This is a genomic window from Vibrio sp. 1978 (assembly GCF_033344345.1).
In genome coordinates, this window is record NZ_JAWPOP010000019.1 from 65,686 (window position 1) to 83,729 (window position 18,044).

The 18,044-nt window shown below is 45.8% G+C and carries 17 protein-coding genes and 1 pseudogene; 6 read left to right on the forward strand and 12 right to left on the reverse strand.

The genetic code is table 11. The annotated features are described in order from the left end of the window. Nucleotides 1–633: 633 nt before the first annotated feature. A complete protein-coding gene (locus tag R8N49_RS17655) occupies nucleotides 634–1,086 on the reverse strand; it encodes a thioesterase family protein (RefSeq protein WP_318190029.1) in 453 nt (150 codons plus the stop codon). A gap of 210 nt (nucleotides 1,087–1,296) precedes the next feature. Between R8N49_RS17655 and R8N49_RS17660 the strand changes: the two genes are divergently transcribed. After that, nucleotides 1,297–2,061 (forward strand): ferredoxin--NADP reductase, encoded by a 765-nt coding sequence (locus tag R8N49_RS17660; RefSeq protein WP_017820554.1) that lies wholly within the window; start codon nucleotides 1,297–1,299, stop codon nucleotides 2,059–2,061. Nucleotides 2,062–2,241: 180 nt separating this feature from the next. Continuing rightward, nucleotides 2,242–2,688 carry an RDD family protein gene (locus tag R8N49_RS17665; RefSeq protein ID WP_132936267.1) on the forward strand — a complete coding sequence of 149 codons (447 nt, stop codon included), beginning with the start codon at nucleotides 2,242–2,244 and terminating at the stop codon, nucleotides 2,686–2,688. Nucleotides 2,689–2,747: 59 nt separating this feature from the next. Here R8N49_RS17665 and R8N49_RS17670 read toward each other — a convergent pair whose 3' ends face one another. From R8N49_RS17670 to R8N49_RS17715, 10 genes and pseudogenes are all read right to left on the reverse strand, one after another. Further along, nucleotides 2,748–3,419, reverse strand: a complete 672-nt coding sequence (locus R8N49_RS17670) for a DUF2057 domain-containing protein (RefSeq protein ID WP_017634411.1) — start codon at nucleotides 3,417–3,419, stop codon at nucleotides 2,748–2,750. Nucleotides 3,420–3,635: 216 nt separating this feature from the next. Further along, complete coding sequence (locus R8N49_RS17675) at nucleotides 3,636–4,784, reverse strand: AI-2E family transporter (RefSeq protein WP_005386936.1); 1,149 nt, start codon at nucleotides 4,782–4,784, stop codon at nucleotides 3,636–3,638. Beyond that, nucleotides 4,777–5,463: a potassium channel family protein gene (locus R8N49_RS17680; protein WP_017634413.1), complete on the reverse strand. Its 687-nt coding sequence runs from the start codon at nucleotides 5,461–5,463 to the stop codon at nucleotides 4,777–4,779. Before R8N49_RS17680 ends, R8N49_RS17675 begins: the two co-directional genes overlap by 8 nt. Before the next feature lie 16 nt (nucleotides 5,464–5,479). Then, the gene (locus tag R8N49_RS17685; protein ID WP_132936268.1) at nucleotides 5,480–6,370 is read right to left on the reverse strand and encodes an HlyD family secretion protein; all 891 of its coding nucleotides are present in this window, start codon (nucleotides 6,368–6,370) and stop codon (nucleotides 5,480–5,482) included. Nucleotides 6,371–6,382: 12 nt separating this feature from the next. Beyond that, on the reverse strand, nucleotides 6,383–6,586 hold the full coding sequence (locus tag R8N49_RS17690; protein WP_005374946.1) for a DUF1656 domain-containing protein: 204 nt from the start codon (nucleotides 6,584–6,586) through the stop codon (nucleotides 6,383–6,385). Further along, nucleotides 6,586–8,232, reverse strand: a complete 1,647-nt coding sequence (locus R8N49_RS17695; protein ID WP_318190030.1) for a TolC family protein — start codon at nucleotides 8,230–8,232, stop codon at nucleotides 6,586–6,588. Before R8N49_RS17695 ends, R8N49_RS17690 begins: the two co-directional genes overlap by 1 nt. A gap of 10 nt (nucleotides 8,233–8,242) precedes the next feature. Beyond that, on the reverse strand, nucleotides 8,243–10,417 hold the full coding sequence (locus R8N49_RS17700; RefSeq protein ID WP_186585081.1) for an FUSC family protein: 2,175 nt from the start codon (nucleotides 10,415–10,417) through the stop codon (nucleotides 8,243–8,245). A 388-nt stretch (nucleotides 10,418–10,805) separates the two neighbouring features. Beyond that, nucleotides 10,806–11,674: pseudogene (locus tag R8N49_RS17705) on the reverse strand (DMT family transporter). A 141-nt stretch (nucleotides 11,675–11,815) separates the two neighbouring features. Further along, on the reverse strand, nucleotides 11,816–12,784 hold the full coding sequence (gene yidZ / locus R8N49_RS17710; protein ID WP_042521700.1) for an HTH-type transcriptional regulator YidZ: 969 nt from the start codon (nucleotides 12,782–12,784) through the stop codon (nucleotides 11,816–11,818). Continuing rightward, complete coding sequence (locus R8N49_RS17715; protein WP_138939454.1) at nucleotides 12,759–13,949, reverse strand: MFS transporter; 1,191 nt, start codon at nucleotides 13,947–13,949, stop codon at nucleotides 12,759–12,761. Before R8N49_RS17715 ends, yidZ begins: the two co-directional genes overlap by 26 nt. Before the next feature lie 132 nt (nucleotides 13,950–14,081). On the opposite strand from R8N49_RS17715, the gene R8N49_RS17720 reads away from it, so the two are divergent. Together R8N49_RS17720 and R8N49_RS17725 are read left to right on the forward strand one after the other, a co-directional pair. After that, nucleotides 14,082–14,552 (forward strand): GNAT family N-acetyltransferase, encoded by a 471-nt coding sequence (locus tag R8N49_RS17720; protein WP_017820545.1) that lies wholly within the window; start codon nucleotides 14,082–14,084, stop codon nucleotides 14,550–14,552. Nucleotides 14,553–14,576: 24 nt separating this feature from the next. Beyond that, a complete protein-coding gene (locus R8N49_RS17725) occupies nucleotides 14,577–15,035 on the forward strand; it encodes a GNAT family N-acetyltransferase (RefSeq protein WP_005386911.1) in 459 nt (152 codons plus the stop codon). 34 nt (nucleotides 15,036–15,069) lie between these two features. On the opposite strand, the gene R8N49_RS17730 is transcribed toward R8N49_RS17725, so the two are convergent. Next, the gene (locus R8N49_RS17730; RefSeq protein WP_258489176.1) at nucleotides 15,070–15,582 is read right to left on the reverse strand and encodes a DUF2799 domain-containing protein; all 513 of its coding nucleotides are present in this window, start codon (nucleotides 15,580–15,582) and stop codon (nucleotides 15,070–15,072) included. Nucleotides 15,583–15,841: 259 nt separating this feature from the next. Here R8N49_RS17730 and R8N49_RS17735 point away from each other — a divergent pair, with 259 nt between their 5' ends. Together R8N49_RS17735 and creC are read left to right on the forward strand one after the other, a co-directional pair. Next, nucleotides 15,842–16,552, forward strand: a complete 711-nt coding sequence (locus R8N49_RS17735; RefSeq protein WP_186585085.1) for a response regulator — start codon at nucleotides 15,842–15,844, stop codon at nucleotides 16,550–16,552. After that, the gene (gene creC, locus R8N49_RS17740; RefSeq protein ID WP_258489191.1) at nucleotides 16,552–17,994 is read left to right on the forward strand and encodes a two-component system sensor histidine kinase CreC; all 1,443 of its coding nucleotides are present in this window, start codon (nucleotides 16,552–16,554) and stop codon (nucleotides 17,992–17,994) included. Before R8N49_RS17735 ends, creC begins: the two co-directional genes overlap by 1 nt. The last annotated feature ends 50 nt before the right edge of the window (nucleotides 17,995–18,044 follow it).

The window sequence follows — 18,044 nt, forward strand, 5'->3', positions numbered from 1 at the left end:
TCATTCTGAACCGCGAGGAACGAGCGTGATTCAGAATCTACCCTCAGATTGTATTGAGTTTATTCATAGCTCTATGGCCTGCAGCAAGCGGTAAGTAGATTCTTAGTCTCGCTATGGCTCGCTAGAATGACGCAGCTTTTCTTATCGCGTAGGCTGGAAGAGTCGCGCTGCTGATGCGTCTCAAGCGAGATTTCGGATGGTCACTTAGGCTTGTCTGGAATCGCTTTTTTAGATGGTTTTGTAGAGGTCAGAGCCAAACTCGAACCGTCATTCTGAACCGCGAGGAACGAGCGTGATTCAGAATCTACCCTCAGATTGTATTGAGTTTATTCATAGCTCTATGGTCTGCAGCAAGCAGCAAGTAGATTCTTAGTCTCGCTTTGGCTCGTTAGAATGACGTAGCTTTTCTTATCGCGTGGGCTGAAAGAGTCGCTCTACTGTTACGTCTAAAGCGAAATTCCGGATGGTCATATAGGCCTGCAGCAAGCGGTAAGTAGATTCTTAGTCTCGCCTTGGCTCGCTAGAATGACGCTAGTTCTCTTATCGCGTAGGTTGGAAGATTAGCCATACGTTATTCCCGACAGCGATGAAGAATCGCTGTCGGGAACCTCGCCTTTAATCTCTCATTTCTTACTACTCCAAATGATGCGTACTACCCACGGTTCCTTCCAAGTCTAAAATCGACTGGCGAACGTGATCTGGAATCGCAGCTTTAACGTTGTTCTTAAAATCAAACATCACACCAGTGGCGGTCGCGATGGTCGCAATTTTACCCCACTTCTTACTCAGCACTTGGTACTCCATCGTGATGCGATCTTCTTGCATGTCGATTACGCGAGAACCGACTAATAGCGTGTCTGGGTAAGTAACAGGCAATTTGTAGCGGCATTGAGTCTCGCTCAGTACTGGCCCAATTTGCGAGGTCTGCAGGTCGACCAGCAGGTTAATTTTGTTGAAGTAATCTAAACGTGCGGTCTCAAAGTAGCGAAAATAGACCACGTTATTAACATGTTGCAGAGCATCCATTTCACCCCATGCGACTTTTATCTCTGTGATAACGGGAAAGTCCTTTAACATTGTGTCCATTTTTATTGCTCCTTTTTCATCTGCTTTGCCACAAATTGCGACGCGACTTATCACTTTGAGCATTTATTCTAGATGTAATCATTTGATATGTAATAAAATTGTTTTCAAAATGTGAAATGAAATAGTGGTTTGATTATGTAAACTAGAAACTTTACATAATCGAGTTGAAGGCGTAAGTTTAACTAAGAGTAACCAGATAGGAGGTGTCTCATGATTGAACTCAAAGGTTTCAACCTCGCAAGAGTTGAGAAACGCATTGATTGGACAGGTGAGCTGTTCAGTTTGAGAATATCTGGCGCGCCTCTTTCCTTTAAAGCTGGCCAATTCACCAAGCTTGCTTTGCTTGATGATGAAGGTAAGCCGATCAGCCGTGCTTACTCTGTGGTTAATGCGCCAAGCGAGCAATTCGATTGGTTGGAATTTCTAATAGTAGCCGACCCTCAAGGACAACTTTCTCCACGGCTCCAAAAGCTTAAATCTGGTGATAGCATTTATGTCGGTACCACCGCACATGGCGATTTAATCCATGATTCTATTCCTAAACAGGCTCATGACCTGTGGCTGCTATCTACAGGTACGGGGATTGGGCCGTTTTTATCGCTGCTGGATGATATAAACCTACCGCCTCACAATGAGCGCATTGTGCTGGTTCATGCCGTTCGTTTCGAAAAAGATCTGGTTTATAAATACCTTATTGAACAGCTTCAGCAACGATATGAAGGCAGATTAAAGTATATACCGATAGTCAGCAGGGAAGTGGTTGACGGTAAATTACAAGGCCGAATTCCTGAACTCATCGAATCGGGTTTACTGTCCAACGCCGCTGATGCGCCATTCTCAGCTCAGCGTAGCTTTGTCATGATGTGTGGGAATCCACAAATGATCAAAGATACCGTGCCCGTTTTACAAGAGCTAGGCTTGGAAAAGTATCGCCATCAAACTGGGGGAAATATCATTTACGAACGTTACTGGTAGCGTTTTGTTAAATTGATACGGTTATGCTCAAGATGTAATGATTACTTTTGAGATACGATCGCGATTTAGTATGTTCTTAGTTGAATATTATGTTGGCAATACCTAAACTGCGCTCACCATTGCGCGTCTGTACACTCAGTCATTCTCGCTTAACCAATTACATTGAGGTGACTGAAGTCCATGTATGCTTTTATCGCGAGCAAGCAACAGAGAATCATTGCTGGTTTTATCGACCTGCTCTTTGCGATGGTGGTCGTGTTAATCATCGCATTGAGTATTAACTCTTTTCTTAACGACTTTCAGCTCTCTTTAGCAGATAACCTCACGCTTGTTCGTGAAACTCAGGCGTTTTACTTGCTTTCTTTACCAACGGTTTTAATGATCAACTGGAATCCATTGAGTCATGGGCAAACCATTGGTATGCGCATGATTGGTATTAAAGTTGTAATGAAAAATGATAGTAAGGCAACGAAAGTTACAGCAGGGTTAAGGCTTGTTATTAGCTACTTGCTGGAGATGCTCATTCCGGGGATCCCGTTGGTAAATTTGGCATTGTTGTTCTTTCATCCGGAGCGACGATTGTTGCATGACTTGATCGCCAATACTAAAGTTGTCCAAGCTTCCTAATTTTTGATCAAAAAAGCCACGTGAAGTGGCTTTTTTAATATCGATAAAGTTAACCAGATTTACTGTTGATTAACATATTTCTTAAAGCGAGCTTTGGTTTCTGCGTCTGCTTTTTGGTACCAGAAGTGCAGCATCTCTTCAGCTGTCGAATCCGCTTTAACCGCAGTTGCTCTCACTTGCTTCATATCCGCAGGAACCTTTGCAGGAAGCGTGACTGGCTGCATGGTTGCTGCGCCAGCAAAAGCCACGGCTGCTGCACCGCCAGCTTGGTTATAATCTTCGATTTCACGTACGTAATCACGACCGATTTGCATACCCGGTTTGAGCAACTTGTCTTGGTCAACCGCGATTGCGTTGCCAGAATCATCAACCAGTTTCCAATCTAAGTCTTTGATCTTCTCTTCCGCATCACGTAGGTTGCGGTATTCTGGCATTTGTAGAGTGAGTTCGGCATTGGTCGCGTCAAATCGTGTAACGATAACATCGCTTTCAACACTTAAACGGTCATTACCTTGGTTGAAGTAAGGGGCGAAACGAAATACGACTTGGTTAAGGCCATCAGGTAACGTCAGTGTTCTTTCAGAGGCGAAAAAACCACCCGAAAGATCTGCTTTTTCACCGTTAGCCGCTAATACTGAAACGTTGTCAGGAACACTCACGGTTACATCTGCGAATGCCATGCCACTCATTGCGAGAGCAAGCGCACAAGTTAAAGGCTTGATCAATTTCATTGTTTTTATCCTAAGCAAATTAGTGGTCATCGAGAGTGCATCGTTCATTGCCCGATTGCAACTCCCAAGTGTAATAAGTATGAAAATTTAACAAGAACGTCATTTTTATCGCATTTATTACGACGAAACTGTGATCCAAATAGAATCAAACCGCTGAAATGCAGCGGTTTGATATCATAAGTTATGGATTAAATTTCTTTCTAACTTATTGATTTATTAAATGCCAGCACCGTGTCCAGGTTCTGATTGGTCATCAGAAGCGTCTTGTTGTTCTGCCATTTCTTCTTGCTGTTGTGCTTTCTCAATGCTCAACCACCAAACAAATAACTCATACCAAATTGCTAGGATAACGGCACCTAAGAACAGACCAACGATGCCGTAGAAAAGCATACCACCGATGGCACCGAGCAGAATCACAGGCATTGGCACGTCGACGCCACGTCCCATTAACATTGGTTTGAACAGGTTTTCAGAAAGAGCAGCAACTACGACCCAAACAGTAAACATGGTTGCTGTTGAGGTGTCTTGGGTCATGTACATGAAGCCAATCACAGGTAGCACAGCGAGCAACGCCGGGAGCTGAGCGATACACAAGATCATTAGAAGCAGTGTGAGTAAACCTGCTGCGGGAACGCCAAATACGAAGAAACCAGCACCGATCAACAGTGCTTGAATCGCCGCTACACCGACTACGCCAAGCAGTACGCTTTTAATTGTCGCAGCGATAAGCGTGGTCCAGCTTTTTGCGTTTTCACCAGCGGTTCGAATCGCGATGGTTCTTAGGCCTGATGCTGCAGATTCAGAGTACGTCATGAAACCTGCTGCAATCGCAAGTGACAAGATTGAAAGCAGTAAACTTCCCAATACGCCCCCAAGTGTACCCAGTAAAGATGTGAGTCCTGCCTTTATTTGTGGCATAAAGGTTTGAATCGCTTGCTCAAGATTAGTAGCGAATAGGGTCCACACTTCGTAGAGCTTATCACCCACGATAGGCCAATCCGCTACGGAAGGTTTTGGCCCTGGTATTTTCACTTGTCCATTTTGTAGTACTTCAAGCGCGTGCGTTGCACCATCCACAATGGAGCCTGATACCATAACAAGTGGCGTGACAAGGAGGGCAATACCAAGTAAAGCAATGGTTGTGGCTGCCAGACCTCTGCGACCACCATATACACGCTGCAATTTTTGGGTAAGCGGCATTAAAGCGACGGCTATAATAGCGCCCCAAATAACCGGAAGGATGAAGGGTTTGATGATGTCGTACGTAAACATCAGCAAGACAAAGATCAAGCCAATGCGTATTGCCGATTCCACCATATTACTGATGAAAAGCTTACTGTCGATTTTTACCGATTGTTTATCCATTTTTGTTTACCTGATGATCAATGTTAGAACTGACGAGACTTGAAACAACAATCGCCATATAAAAAACACCTGTGATGGCCTCTAAATACACCACGACTTGAGCCAGTGGTGTTAGAGGACTAATGTCGCCATAACCGAGCGTGGTTAAGGTAACGAAACTGAAATACGCTGCATTGGAGAAGTTCTGCCCCCAAGAAATCGCTTCCATACCGGTAAAGGCTTCAGGCGAAAACTCAAGCAGAATGAGGTAGGCAATCGCCCACATCAGACCAAGCAGCAAGAAAAGCGCGACCGAGCCAATGACTTTGTTGCTGTTGACATGGCCGGTGAAAAGAATCTGTCTTGCGATGGATTTAAAAGTGCCGAAAAAGAACGCAAAGGTAAGGGCAAGCATCACCACATTCATCTCTCTGATGTCGAAAACGGTCTTGATCACAATCACAAGAACCCAAACACCAAACAGGCTATAGAGGAAACGAGACCAGGTTTTGTCAAAGCGAAGGCTCGCAAAACAGACGATAAACGTCAGAACCGTGAAAGCCTGAAGTATGTGTTCAATCGTCCCTTCACCTACGACTTGTGCCATCGCACTCCCTAGCAACAAAATCACTAGTGCTAAGGTTAGATAGAAGAAGTTGTTTTCTTCATTAATATTTTTGAGGTTTTTACCAATGACCATGGCTCTTCTCACTTAGTTATTGTTCACTTTCTGCGGATGACTCTTTCATCACCATGATGGACGCAGAAAGCCCGAATCGAAGATCAACATCTTCAGGAAGTTCTTGTAGGGAGATTCGCACCGGAATACGTTGTGCTAGGCGAATCCACTGAAAAACAGGGTTTACGTTTGGAAGAAGGTTGTAGCCGACCGTGCCGTCTTTGGGCGCAATACCCCAACCAATCGAGTCAACCGTCGCGTCTATTGGCGTGCCTGGGTGAGACATCAAAGTGACACGCGCTTGGCTGCCAGGTTCGATTTGCGCAAGTTGGTTTTCACGGAAGAAACCAAATACCCAAAAGCTGTTTTTGTCGATCAGTGCGAGCAGTGGTTGGTTTGCGACCGCTTGCGTACCGTTTCTAATATCGAGGTTAGATACAAAACCATCGACGGTCGCATAAACTTTGGTAAAGCTGAGGTTAAGGCGTGCTGATTTTAGTTGTTCTTCTGCAGATTTGATTTGCAGTAGCGATTCTTCGTAAGCGATTTCACGACGAATCAGATCCTTGTGAGAAACTGCGCCACGGTCTTTGGCACGAATGTCTTTTAAGCGGTCATATTCGATTTTTTTACCGCGAGAGCTAACAATGGAGCGCTCCAGTGCTACTTCGGCTTGAGATAACGCAACCTGGTAAGTCGCAGGGTCGATTTCAAACAGTAAATCCCCCGTTTTTACTTCTTGGTTGTCTTGCACCGCGACATTTACAATTGGGCCTGATACGCGAGGAGCCACTTTGATGACGTTAGCACGCACTTGTCCATCTCGTGTCCATGGGTTATTAAAGTATTCCTCAAACTTTTGATAGCCGAGCCAAGCTGCGCCACCAAGAATGACAAGATTGAGTGCGATTACGAATAGTTTTTTCATCTTGTTTGGCACCTAAAATTGAATATAAAAGCTGTCGATGGCCACCACATAACCGACCATGATGGCAATAAACGTCAGAGACGGAAAAGCGATGAAGCGAGACAAACGTGTCTTGTTCAATATCATCACCGTTATCCACGTGGCCGTGACGGCGAGAAAGAGCACGAGTAGCGTAGGAGAAAAGTAAACGTCTCCCCAAGAGAGTTCATGAGGCATTACCGATCCTCCGTTTTGTTTTCATCACTGGTCTCAGCCGGAGTTTCGAGTCGCAAAGGCGGCAATACGCGGTTTTCTTCATTTAAATAACTTCCCCAGTCAGTGCGCTCTGTCATCTGCGTGGCAATCGATTCACTGATGAAAGGTTTGCCTGTTTGGGTTTGCCAGCCTCCACCGAGGGCTTTGTAGAGCGCGACAACTTGGTTCGCAACATTACCTTTGATCGTTGCGTAGCTGTCTTCTGCGCGGGTCATTTTTTCTACCGAGTTAAGCAGACGTTCGAATGAAATTTGTCCGTTTTCGTACTGTGTCATGGATATGTTGAACGCACGAATGGAAGAGTTGACCGATTGCAAGCGTAAATCTTTTTGCTGCAAATACAGGTCATATGCTTCGATTGCATTGGTGACTTCATTAACGGCTTTTAGTACCTTTTTGTTGTAGTTCGTCAGCGTTTCTTGGAAGCGAGCATCTTCGAAACGAATGTTATTTTTCACGCGTCCGTATTGGAAAATGTTCCAACTGAACGTTGGGCCAACCACCATGGTGAGCGAATCGCTAAAACTGAAACTGCTGCCATCGGGAACCGTACTGTCGATACCGATGGAACCGATCAACGAAAAGCTTGGGTACAGAGCGGTTTCTGCCACGCCAATCTGCGCACTTTGCGCGCGAGCTTGCATCTCAGAGACTTGCAAATCCGGACGTCGCATCACTAAGTTAGCATCCACTTGCGTATCCAAAAGCGGTGGACGTGGCACAATGGAGCGCTCGTCGGTGCCCGATAGCGCCGATTTTCTGCCCGTTGATTTGAACTGGGCTTCGTACTCAGCGATTTGCTTGTGCATCCCATCCGACTGTAGCAGTCCATCTACTTCTTCTGGTAACAGACCCAGTAGCAAAGCCAACACAGTACGTGATTGCTTCATTGCCACTTCGAGGCTCGGTAACGCTGCTTTGGTGGTGTAGAGTTGGTTTTTAGCTTGTTGAACGTCCAATTCTGTAACGTTGCCAGAGTCGAACTGCACCTGAGTAATACGTACGACACGCTCTTGAATCTCGATATTGCGGCGAGACAGCAAAATACGTTCTTGGAATGTGCGATAGTTGATGTAATTGCGCGCCACTTCGGCGGTTATGGTGACCATGATGTCGTGATACGATGCGATGGATGCGTAGTAACCCGCTTCTGCCGACTCAATACCGCGAGCATACTTGCCCCAAACATCCATTTCCCAAGCAGCATCAGACGACAAAGTGGCGTTATTCACGCCCTGATCATTTACGTAGGCACGCGCTAGGTTTCCTGACACGGTTTGAACTTGTGGGTATTGCAAGCCAGTCGAAATACCAAGCAATGAACGTGCTTGGACAATTCGTAGCCCTGCGGCTTCTAAATCGAGGTTTTGTTTGCTCGCCAACTCAACCAACTGATTAAGAGTCGAGTCATTAAATTGCTGCCACCATTGTTGTAGCTGTTGCTCTGATTGCTGCGTATCTTTGGCTGCTGCTTTTTGCACCGACCAGTCACTTGGCAGTGGCGCCTGCTTTGGATGAACATAATCTGGTCCTACCGTGGTACACGCACTGAGTCCGAGCAAAGAAAGTATGGCGAGGCTTGGTTTGGTTAGTTTTGGAAGCATCATATCCCCACCTTTAAAAACGCTTCTGTTGTAAGTTCACCCAATCGATATCCTCGTAGGTTTGCTTGCAATGCTTGATTGCTTCGAACACGTTCCGTTTTAAATTCAGCAAGATATAAAAACCGGCTATCTCTGAATAAGCGTAGTCAGATAAATCCAACTCACTAAAAAAATCTTCCAGTTTATCTTCGAATGTTTGGTAATCTTGACTGTATTGGTCGAATACGGAGTCGAGTTCTTGTGTTGCTTGATGGCTGGCTAAAGCGCCCGCCATCAAAGGAATGATGGAATCGCGGTGCTGTTGGCGAAGCTGAGTAATTAGTGGATTGGTCATCAACTTTTTCTCGGCGGCCATTAAGATGTTGATGTGATTACTGAGTACATCACACGCTTTGCTAAACGCGCCGATCGCTTCTGGCGTGGTTTTATCAAAGTGTTTGTGGTTGATTTTCGAACCCCACACTTTGAGCTTTTTCGATGAGACATTGAGCGTCACCAAGTGCAAGGCCCGTTTGAGCGGCGTAACAACCGAGCTGGACTGCTGTTGATAGGTAGTGAAGAGCTCTCGGGTATGTCGGAAGTAGCGTTCTTTTATGGTCAAAAAGAGGTGTTCTGGTCGTGAGCTAAACGGGAAGTAGTGCGCGAAAATAATCATGAACACCACCATGTAAAACAACAGCATGATCGTCATGAGGATCCCGAAGTGATAGAACATGTTGTTATCTAAACCGAGAACAAACAAGCCAATCATATAGAAAATCGTCACTGGCCCGTTAAACAGATAAAAACCGATAAAGGTGTAGATAAAGATAAACAGGCCAAGTTCTAATCCGAGATCCAATTGCGGAAGGATGAAGACGTAAGAAGGTACCGCGAACAAGAAGCCGAAAGTGAACAGCACAAGCAACAAAATTGGGTGCACAGGCACGAACGACAGCAAAGACATAAACATGGTCGAGAAGACCACGAATGAGTAGCCGCCTGGTGGATTGAAGTAAATCCAAATCAGTCCTGCAACCCAATAGGTAACAAAGGTTTTGACCGCAGTTTTAAAGTTTTCTGCGTCCCACCATAGAAACTTGCCTTTCGGTTTCGGCAGTGGCACGTCAAAGGAGACATTATTCGTCACAGAGTCAATACAGCTAATGCTCTCAGCTAAACGTGACAAGTTTTGATGCATCAGTTCCAATAGGTGACCAAGCGTAAGCGCAGAGCCTTTCTCTAGGTGAGCTGCGTCCTCAAGCAACGCTTGGTTGTATTTGACTTTGAATTCCTGAGCACGATAAGCGGGTTCTTTTTCGTCCCAGACTTGTTGGCAGGTATCAAATAGCGCGTCAATTTCCGCCACGGCTTGATCAAAGTTGCTGATGCTTTCACGGTCTTGCTGGTGGCTAAAGTGGCTGTGCGCCGCGACGGTCAATTGTTGCGTTACCTGTTTGTTCAAATGAACTGCCAAGCGCCACTCTTTCATGTAGGCGGACACGTCGCTGCATTCCACACTGACCGTGGCAAAGCGCTGTTCGAGCGCATTTTGAGCGGCAAACATCTGTTCGATGAGAGTGTCCACGCTAGGTTGTGGCTCTTCCGCTTCTGGATTTTCTTCTCCGCCTTCTTGAGGAGAGATTCGCCCTGCCGATTTTTGCTCGAAATTTTGCAAGATAGTGGTGAACAACGCGCGTTGTGCTTGGTTGAGTTGTTCGATGAGCTGTCTTAGGTTTTGTTCTGTTTTGGTCGGGAATAAGAAAGTTCCCACGAGTGTGTAAACCACCACCCCAAACACCGTCATATAGGCGCGGTCAACGCCATAAAGGAACGCACCTTCTGCGTCACCGCCATTGGACATCATCAACGTCATCACACCGGTCAGCATGAGTAGCGTAGGATCTTTTTGATAGGCATTACGGAAGTAAAAAATGAATGAGACCACAACCGACACGCTCAGCATGTACAGCAAGCGGTCTTGAGCAAACAACCCCACCAGTAACAAGCCAACCACGGCACCAACCAATGTACCTAACACGCGTAAGGTACCTTTGGCGAGGGATTCACGACGACTGCCTGTGGATGCAATCAGCATCACTGTGGTTGCGGCCGTCGATGCTTGCGGCCAACCCATGGCAAACGGGATCAGATAAGCCAGAGTTAGGCTAAGCGATACTTTAATAGCGAATTTTATTTTGTCGTTCATAGTGTCAAAGTTTGCTCAGGCTTATCGTTATAAGTTGATGAATTTCTTATATGAATAATCAGAATCTTGTTCTGAATAAATTCGGGGGGCGGAATATAGCGGGTGAAAAAGTGTGCTTTGTAAACCCTTTGTCAAAACAAAAAGTGCGTATTTGGCTTGATCTCGTGCTAGCCCTTGGCGTTATTGGTGAAACGCCTAAAACGAGCAAATTCGCGATCTGTGATGATTCTCACTTTTGAAACAAAATCGCTGCATTGTGTGAGCCAATTCTCACCTTATATTCTTCGCCTGGTACCAAAGCAGACCACTTGTACCATCTGCAATGAGCTTTACTGCTTTAAAAAGCATAGATGATGAATGGGTATTTGAGAGGGAAAGTTATTACTTTTTATCGGCTTGCCGATTGTTCGTTTGTTTTTTTGGATCGAGATAAAAAAACCAAAGCGATCCCACCAAGAATGATGCCGCTGGTTAAAAGAGTATGCAGTGAAAGAGGCTCGTGGAGTACGATGCTGCCGAGTAGTAAAGCAATGGCTGGCACGGAAAGTTGGCTGACGGCGGCTTGAAGTAAAGAGAGCTTACGTACGACTTGGTACCAAAGTGTATAACCAAGGCCAGAGGCAATGGCACCAGATGCGATAGCGAGCAACACTCCGCTCAAAGAAAGGTGGATTGAGGACAAGATTAATGGCGAAAGGAGCACGCCAATTATTGATGCTGCGATGAATCCCACGTGATTCCACTACTTGGAGAAGGCGCTTGTTTACCGAGCGCAGTAAACGCAGCCCAACAAACGCCAGAAATCAACATGAGAAGTGCAGAGCTAATATCGGGGCGCGTGGCAGATGGCAACATCAACCAAACAAATCCAACAATTGAAAGGCCGATACCGATGATTTCGAGAAACTGAAAGCGCTCACCTTGCCACCAATAGATTGCCAGTAACGTAAGTTGCACGGCACCAAACAAAAGCAAAGCACCTGTTCCTGTCGCCAGTTGTAAGTACGCGAAAGAGAAAAGGGCAGCGTAACCAAATAACGCCACGCCAGCAAAAAAGCGAAAGCGAGACGTTGGCCGATCGGTTTTCCACTGACCTCTCACGACAAGCAATGCGATTAAGATAACAGCGCCAGATATCAATCGAACGAGAGTGAAGCTTCCTGCATCAATTAACCCTTCGGCCAATGCAAGTCGGCACAATAATGAATTGGCAGCGAACGCCAGCATTGCAATGGCAGTGAGTAAAAAGGTCGACATCCTTGATCCTTAGCGTGTAAATGAACAGCTAGTGTAGATCCAAAAGAACATTTTTATTAGTTGATAAAGTGATTAGTTATAGCTATCAGAGCAAGAAAGTCATTAAAAATAACCAGAGAAAACCTGACCTTAGCCTGAGTCTTACTGTGGTTGGGAAGGTTGTTTGTACAATGACTTAATGGTGTTTTTCAACCATAGCAATTTGGGATTGTACGCATTGCGTTTATGCCAAATCATGGTAAATGGAATCAGTAACTTGTCTTGTTGAGCTTGGTCTAATGGAATTGGCAAGCACACCAAATCGAGATGCAGCTTTTCTGTGTAACTTTTGCAATAGTGCGGCGCGGTGGTGATCATGTCATGCGTCGGCTGCGCTGCCATAAAAAGGGATTGCTCAAAGTTGGACATCGTCAGCCCGATAGAGCGCTGTAGCCCTAGTTCCGTTAATACTTCATCCAACGCCCAAGTTTCACTTTTTTCCCAAACAATATTGATGTGTTGGTAGCTCAGAAAGGTCTCGAGATTCCACTCTTGCTGTAATGCCGGATGATCTTTATGTAAATACACCATCGGCAGGTCAAAAAATAGAATCTCAAAATCCAAGAAATACGGCAGAAGATCCAACGACTCTTTCGATCTCGGGTGACTTTCTCGGCCGGTAAAACCGATATCCGCCTCGCCTCGAATGATGGCGTCGAGTGAATCGTAATCCCAGTTACTGGTTTTTACTTTCGCTTCAGGGTATCGCTGGTGGATAGCGACGATGAGTCTGTCCAGCACTGTGAGCACTAATGGCGACTCAATCGTGATATCAAAACGCACTCCTTTAGGCGTAATATCGCTGCGTTTTTCTGCAATCTGGCTGCCAATTTGCAGCCATTCTGCAAGATCTTGCTCCATGCTTTGCGCCAAAGACGTTGGCGCAAGACCTTTAGGTGTTTTGACAAACAAAGGATCATCGAACCAATGACGAAGTTTGTTGAGCGACTTACTTACGGTAGAGGGCGTAACGTTCAGCTTTTTCGAGGTTTTCGAGACGCTTTGCTCTTGCAACAATAATTGCAGAGTGAACAGTAAGTTTAAATCAAGTCGCGCTAGGGATTTCTTCATAATGGGTATCGTGAACAGGCTTTGGAATCAATAGTATTAGAGCAAGGCTGATTACGCTACCTAGCACTAAGATAAACACCAACATATTCAGTGCAGTAACGCCGATGAAACCCATAAACCAAATATAGAACGCGGAACTACAAACTTGAGCAATGCCCAGTAACGAGCTTGCCACGCCAGCTTGTTGAGAGAATGGGCTGAGCGCTTGGCTCATGGCCACGCCAAAGCCACAAGCGAAGCCTGCGCAAATCAGCCCAAGTCCGAACACATAGTAAAAAGGTTGTCCATCATGGAAATGGGCTGCACTGAGCACGATGGCTGAACAAACGAGCAATACTTGAGAGCTCATCATTAAGGTTCGCTGCTTGAAAATCCCCAATGCCAATGGCGCCGAGAACGAAATCAACATACTGATCGTCGCAGTCCCCGCCATGATGGAAGAATAGCCACCGCGATCAAAACCAAGCATACTCATCACAACAATTGGTGAAGCGTTAACAAAGGTCAGGATGGTGGTCACTCCAAGTGCAGTAATGATCAGCCTACTGATAAAAAATCGCTCGAAGAAAGTCTCTTGATGGCTCTCTGGCGTTGTCTGTTCTTCACCTTGTTGGCTGGGTAGTGATTCCTTGAGAACAAAAATGGCCAATACACTGACGAGAATGCCCATTCCTGCCATCGTGGTAAACAAACTCGGCCAAGGAAATTTCAGCATAATCAAGTGACCAATCACGGGTGCGATCACTGGAATGATACAGGTGATGCCATTGAGCATCGACAATACTTTCGCGCGGCGTTCATCGTCTAATGTGTCGCGTAAAATCGCGAACGCGACGACATAGCAAGATCCAGCCCCGATGCCTTGGCAAAAGCGAGCAATCAAGAAAGTGTTTGGTTGCTCAGCCATCCCGCCGAGAAAAGACGCGAGCACGAAGATCATCGCGCCGACGACGGCAACAGGCTTTCGTCCCACAGAGTCTGCAATTTTCCCCGCGAATAACATGGTGGTAGCCATGCCAGCTAAATAGATCGAAAACGCAATATGCAACTGAGACTCACTGGCGTTGAGATCTGACGCAATTTGAGGCAAACCAACAAGATACAAATCAATGGCAGTAGGGTAGAGTAAAACGAGTGCAAAACTACAAAGTAAAAAACGGGACATGGAAACCTCTCTATCGAATGGCGAGGATAATAGAGTGCTAAACGTTTGCCTGCGAGTGGGAAATACGACACTAGGTATTTCTATTTACGACATACCCTGTATGAATCGAGCATAAAAACAACAAGGAAGATTATGATTACTATTGAAAAGTATTCGCCTGAGCGACATGAACACACTTGCGAACTTAGCGTTCTAGAAGAGCAATCGCAGTTTACGGTCGCGGATGTGGGTGAAATGCTTACACGTCTTGAACCCACAGAGCTTCCGCATCTGATTTTGGCAGACGATGACGTGGTTGGCTTTTTTCTATTTGATGCAGCTTACAGCGAGAAATACGATTTTTGCCCGAAAAACAGTTTAGGCGTACGTGCTTTGCTGGTGGATCACCGTCATCAAGGCAAAGGTATCGCCAAGCAAGCCATTCAACAGTTTGCCGATTTCGCCAAACGCCATTATCCCGAGTTTGATGCGCTTTATCTCACTGTGAATTGCCGCAACATACCCGCTTATCAGTGCTATTTAAAATCAGGGTTTGAAGATACCAATGAGCTTTACCACGGCGGCCCCGTTGGACCGCAACACATTATGAGACAGCCGCTTTAGCTAGGAAAAACCAAGGATGGAAAGATGAGGATTGAAATCGACAATTTAGAACGGCCGCAAGTGATAGCGCTGTTGGAAGGACATTTACAGGACATGTACGCCACGTCACCACCAGAAAGCGTGCATGCGTTAGATTTAGATAAGCTCAAAGCGCCAGAAGTGACATTTTGGACAGGATGGAAAGGTGAGCAACTGCTTGGGTGTGCGGCGATTAAAGAGTTGGATGACCAACACGCGGAGCTGAAATCCATGCGCACCACGCCTACGGCAAGAAACCAAGGTGTGGCATCTCAATTATTGATTCATGTGATTGAGCAAGCGAAGCAAAAAGGTTTGCAGCGCTTGAGTTTAGAAACGGGCTCGATGGAGTTTTTTAAACCAGCGCGCCTGTTGTATGAAAAGCATGGCTTTGTGTACTGCGAGCCGTTCGGGGATTACGAACTCGATCCGAACAGTCAATTCATGACCCTAGAACTGAGCTAGGGCCATGAATTTTTAGAAGCTAAATCCAATCGATTTAGAAATTCAGATTCAAGTTGATGGTTGGCGACAAGAGGCTTGAACGCTCGTCAGCCAATCGCTTTCTCTTCTCTTTCAGTCTCTTGGCATTATCTTTGTCTGGATTGCCATCAAGCTGATTATCGATGACCGAGATTTCAGTATCGATTTGTTGGATGCGTTGCTGGCGTTGATATTCTTGATGACCTAACTGGTAGTTCTCAATAAACTCTTTGCTGCTGCATACACCGTAATATTCTTTGCCTTCGATACCGACAGTGTACCCATTGTCTGGTGAGCAATATAGGATAGTGCCTTTATCAAAGCCTTCTTTCCATTTCGCTCGGTCGGGTGTCACACCCGCTTCACCACAGTCTTCGGTATAGCTATTGATAATGTTTGGATCGTTGCCATCTCGGCCATCTTGATAACCTACGTTGTACCAGTTCGCCGTTTTGCACTCATCCGGAGACATGCTGGCGCAACCTGAGAGCAAAGTCAGTAAAGCCAGGGGGATTAGCGCTCTTTTCATCAGTGACTGTCCTTTAAATAAAATCGAATTGATAACTTGAGTTTAAAATGAACACTGTTCATATCAATGGTTGAAATCATTGTATTCACAATTGTGGTGACTCATTAATCTAAGTGATAAATTTATTATGCTGAATAGAAGTGTGTTTGATTAGTATTATCCACGAACTGCGCCTTTGCTGCATCAATCCACTAGCCTTGGCCCCAAATTAAGTGATAATACCAACATAAAGATAAACACCGTCAATGAGGCTAAGACATTGAGCGAACAACCCACCGTCCTTATTATCGAGGATGAATCTGCTATCGCAGAGAACCTGATTCATGTATTAGAGATGGATGGCTACCACGCAGAGTGGCTTGCAACAGCAGGAGAGGGCTTGGCCTTTTTGCAGCATAACTCAGCATCGTTACTTGTGTTAGACGTAGGCTTACCGGATGGCAATGGTTTTGAATTGTGCAAAACCATCCGTGAGTTTTCTGATATTCCCATTATCTTTCTCACCGCAAGAAGCGATGAAATTGACCGTGTAGTCGGCTTGGAGATTGGCGCGGATGATTACGTGACTAAGCCATTTAGTCCGCGTGAAATGTTGGCTCGCATTAAACTTAGAATCAAAGCTAAAGCGCCAATGATGGAGCACAAACCAGAGCCTGTGGCTGTTCCAGATCAACCTCAATTGAGCCATGATTTGGTTGCGCAAAACTTTGACTACGGTGTTGGCGGGCAAATGCTTGGGTTAACTGCGGTCGAATTTAAGATTCTCGATAAGCTGATTTCCGTCTCTTCCAATGTATTGAGCCGAGAGCAGCTCATGGTCGCGGCAGACATGGCGCCGGAAGCTGCATACGAGCGTAATATCGATACCCACATCAAAGCCATTCGCCATAAGTTGAAGCCGTTTGAGATGTCTGAACGCATCTGTACCAAACGTGGCTTTGGTTACTTTTACTGCATTAAAGGTGAATGATGAATCGCTGGCCGAAGATCCCGCTTGGACTCAGACTGTTTTTTCTCTACTTCATCTTAGTCGGGATGACGGCTTACATGGTGAGCAAAACGGTTGTCCAAGAACTTAAGCCAACCGTGCGCCAAACCACCGAAGAGACGCTAGTGGATATGGCGAACTTACTCGCGGTATTGGCGGAAGAAGACGTCGCGAATGACAAGTTGTCTGAGAGTCGCTTCTCCAAACTATTAACGGCTTATGGACAGCGAGAGCCTCAAGCGCGCATTTGGGAAATCGGTAAAAAAGCGATTAACCATCGAATTTACATCACCGATAAACAAGGCATTGTGATTGCGGATTCTTGGCAGCAAGACGTAGGCAAAGACTACTCGCAATGGAACGATGTTTATCTCACGTTGCGTGGTCAATACGGCGCGCGCAGTACCATCGAAGACCCGAAAGATCCGCTCTCAACCGTTATGCACGTTGCTGCGCCCATTTATCATAAAGGCGAAATTATTGGCAGCGTGACGGTGGCAAAATCCAATCGCTCAGTACAACCCTTCATCGATCTTTCTAAACGCAATGTGCTGTTTTGGATGGTGTGGATGAGTGGTTTAGTGCTATTGGCAGGGGCATTGTTTGCTTGGCGAATTCACTCAGCACTGAACAAGCTAGAAGACTACGCGACCAAAATGGGTGAAGGTGAAAAGGTCTCTAAGCCGACATTTCGTATCTTTTATGAGTACGGCACGCTAAGTGATGCATTAGAGAAAATGCGCAATCAGCTCGATGGTAAGCAGTATGTGGAAGAGTACGTACAGACGCTGACTCATGAGCTGAAAAGTCCGTTATCAGCGATCAAAGGCGCGAGTGAAATATTGCAAATGCCGTTGCCTGAAGAAAAGGTCGCGCGCTTTGCTGGCAACATTGAGCGAGAGAGCGATCGCATGCAGTCATTGATTGATAAGTTGCTAGAACTTGCTCGTCTTGAAAAGCGCCCTGAGCTAGAGCAAGTCGAAGCTATCTCGCTAGAACAAATGGTCAATGAAGTGGTTGAGTCGGCGGATGCGCGTTTGAGTGCTAAGTCGGTCACTGCCAAAATCCAAATTGATGACCATCTCTCCGTACTTGGTGATGCCTTCTTACTGAAACAAGCCGTTTTTAACCTGATGGACAATGCGCTGGATTTTGTTCATTCAGAGGGATGCATTGAATGGAAAACTGAGGTCACGAAAGAAAAGGTGTGCCTGTCGATTTTCAATTCAGGTCCTCACATTCCCGACTATGCAATGCCTCGTTTAACCGAGCGCTTCTACTCCCTCGCTCGGGAAAATGGTGTTAAGAGCACTGGGCTCGGGCTTAATTTTGTTGAGCAAGTGATCAAGCTGCACAAAGGTCAGTTGCAAGTCGAAAACGTCGATGCTGGCGTGAAAGTGACCCTGATTTTACCAACTCCATAGAAACTCCACATTAGCTCCATTCGTTCTCCAAATTGCTGATTTAGATTACT

Coding starts and splice junctions, on each gene's coding strand:
- R8N49_RS17655 (WP_318190029.1), bottom strand. CDS start 1,086: ATGGACACAATGTTAAAGGACTTTCCCGTTATCACAGAGATAAAAGTC.
- R8N49_RS17660 (WP_017820554.1), top strand. CDS start 1,297: ATGATTGAACTCAAAGGTTTCAACCTCGCAAGAGTTGAGAAACGCATT.
- R8N49_RS17665 (WP_132936267.1), top strand. CDS start 2,242: ATGTATGCTTTTATCGCGAGCAAGCAACAGAGAATCATTGCTGGTTTT.
- R8N49_RS17670 (WP_017634411.1), bottom strand. CDS start 3,419: ATGAAATTGATCAAGCCTTTAACTTGTGCGCTTGCTCTCGCAATGAGT.
- R8N49_RS17675 (WP_005386936.1), bottom strand. CDS start 4,784: ATGGATAAACAATCGGTAAAAATCGACAGTAAGCTTTTCATCAGTAAT.
- R8N49_RS17680 (WP_017634413.1), bottom strand. CDS start 5,463: ATGGTCATTGGTAAAAACCTCAAAAATATTAATGAAGAAAACAACTTC.
- R8N49_RS17685 (WP_132936268.1), bottom strand. CDS start 6,370: ATGAAAAAACTATTCGTAATCGCACTCAATCTTGTCATTCTTGGTGGC.
- R8N49_RS17690 (WP_005374946.1), bottom strand. CDS start 6,586: ATGCCTCATGAACTCTCTTGGGGAGACGTTTACTTTTCTCCTACGCTA.
- R8N49_RS17695 (WP_318190030.1), bottom strand. CDS start 8,232: ATGATGCTTCCAAAACTAACCAAACCAAGCCTCGCCATACTTTCTTTG.
- R8N49_RS17700 (WP_186585081.1), bottom strand. CDS start 10,417: ATGAACGACAAAATAAAATTCGCTATTAAAGTATCGCTTAGCCTAACT.
- yidZ (WP_042521700.1), bottom strand. CDS start 12,784: ATGAAGAAATCCCTAGCGCGACTTGATTTAAACTTACTGTTCACTCTG.
- R8N49_RS17715 (WP_138939454.1), bottom strand. CDS start 13,949: ATGTCCCGTTTTTTACTTTGTAGTTTTGCACTCGTTTTACTCTACCCT.
- R8N49_RS17720 (WP_017820545.1), top strand. CDS start 14,082: ATGATTACTATTGAAAAGTATTCGCCTGAGCGACATGAACACACTTGC.
- R8N49_RS17725 (WP_005386911.1), top strand. CDS start 14,577: ATGAGGATTGAAATCGACAATTTAGAACGGCCGCAAGTGATAGCGCTG.
- R8N49_RS17730 (WP_258489176.1), bottom strand. CDS start 15,582: ATGAAAAGAGCGCTAATCCCCCTGGCTTTACTGACTTTGCTCTCAGGT.
- creC (WP_258489191.1), top strand. CDS start 16,552: ATGAATCGCTGGCCGAAGATCCCGCTTGGACTCAGACTGTTTTTTCTC.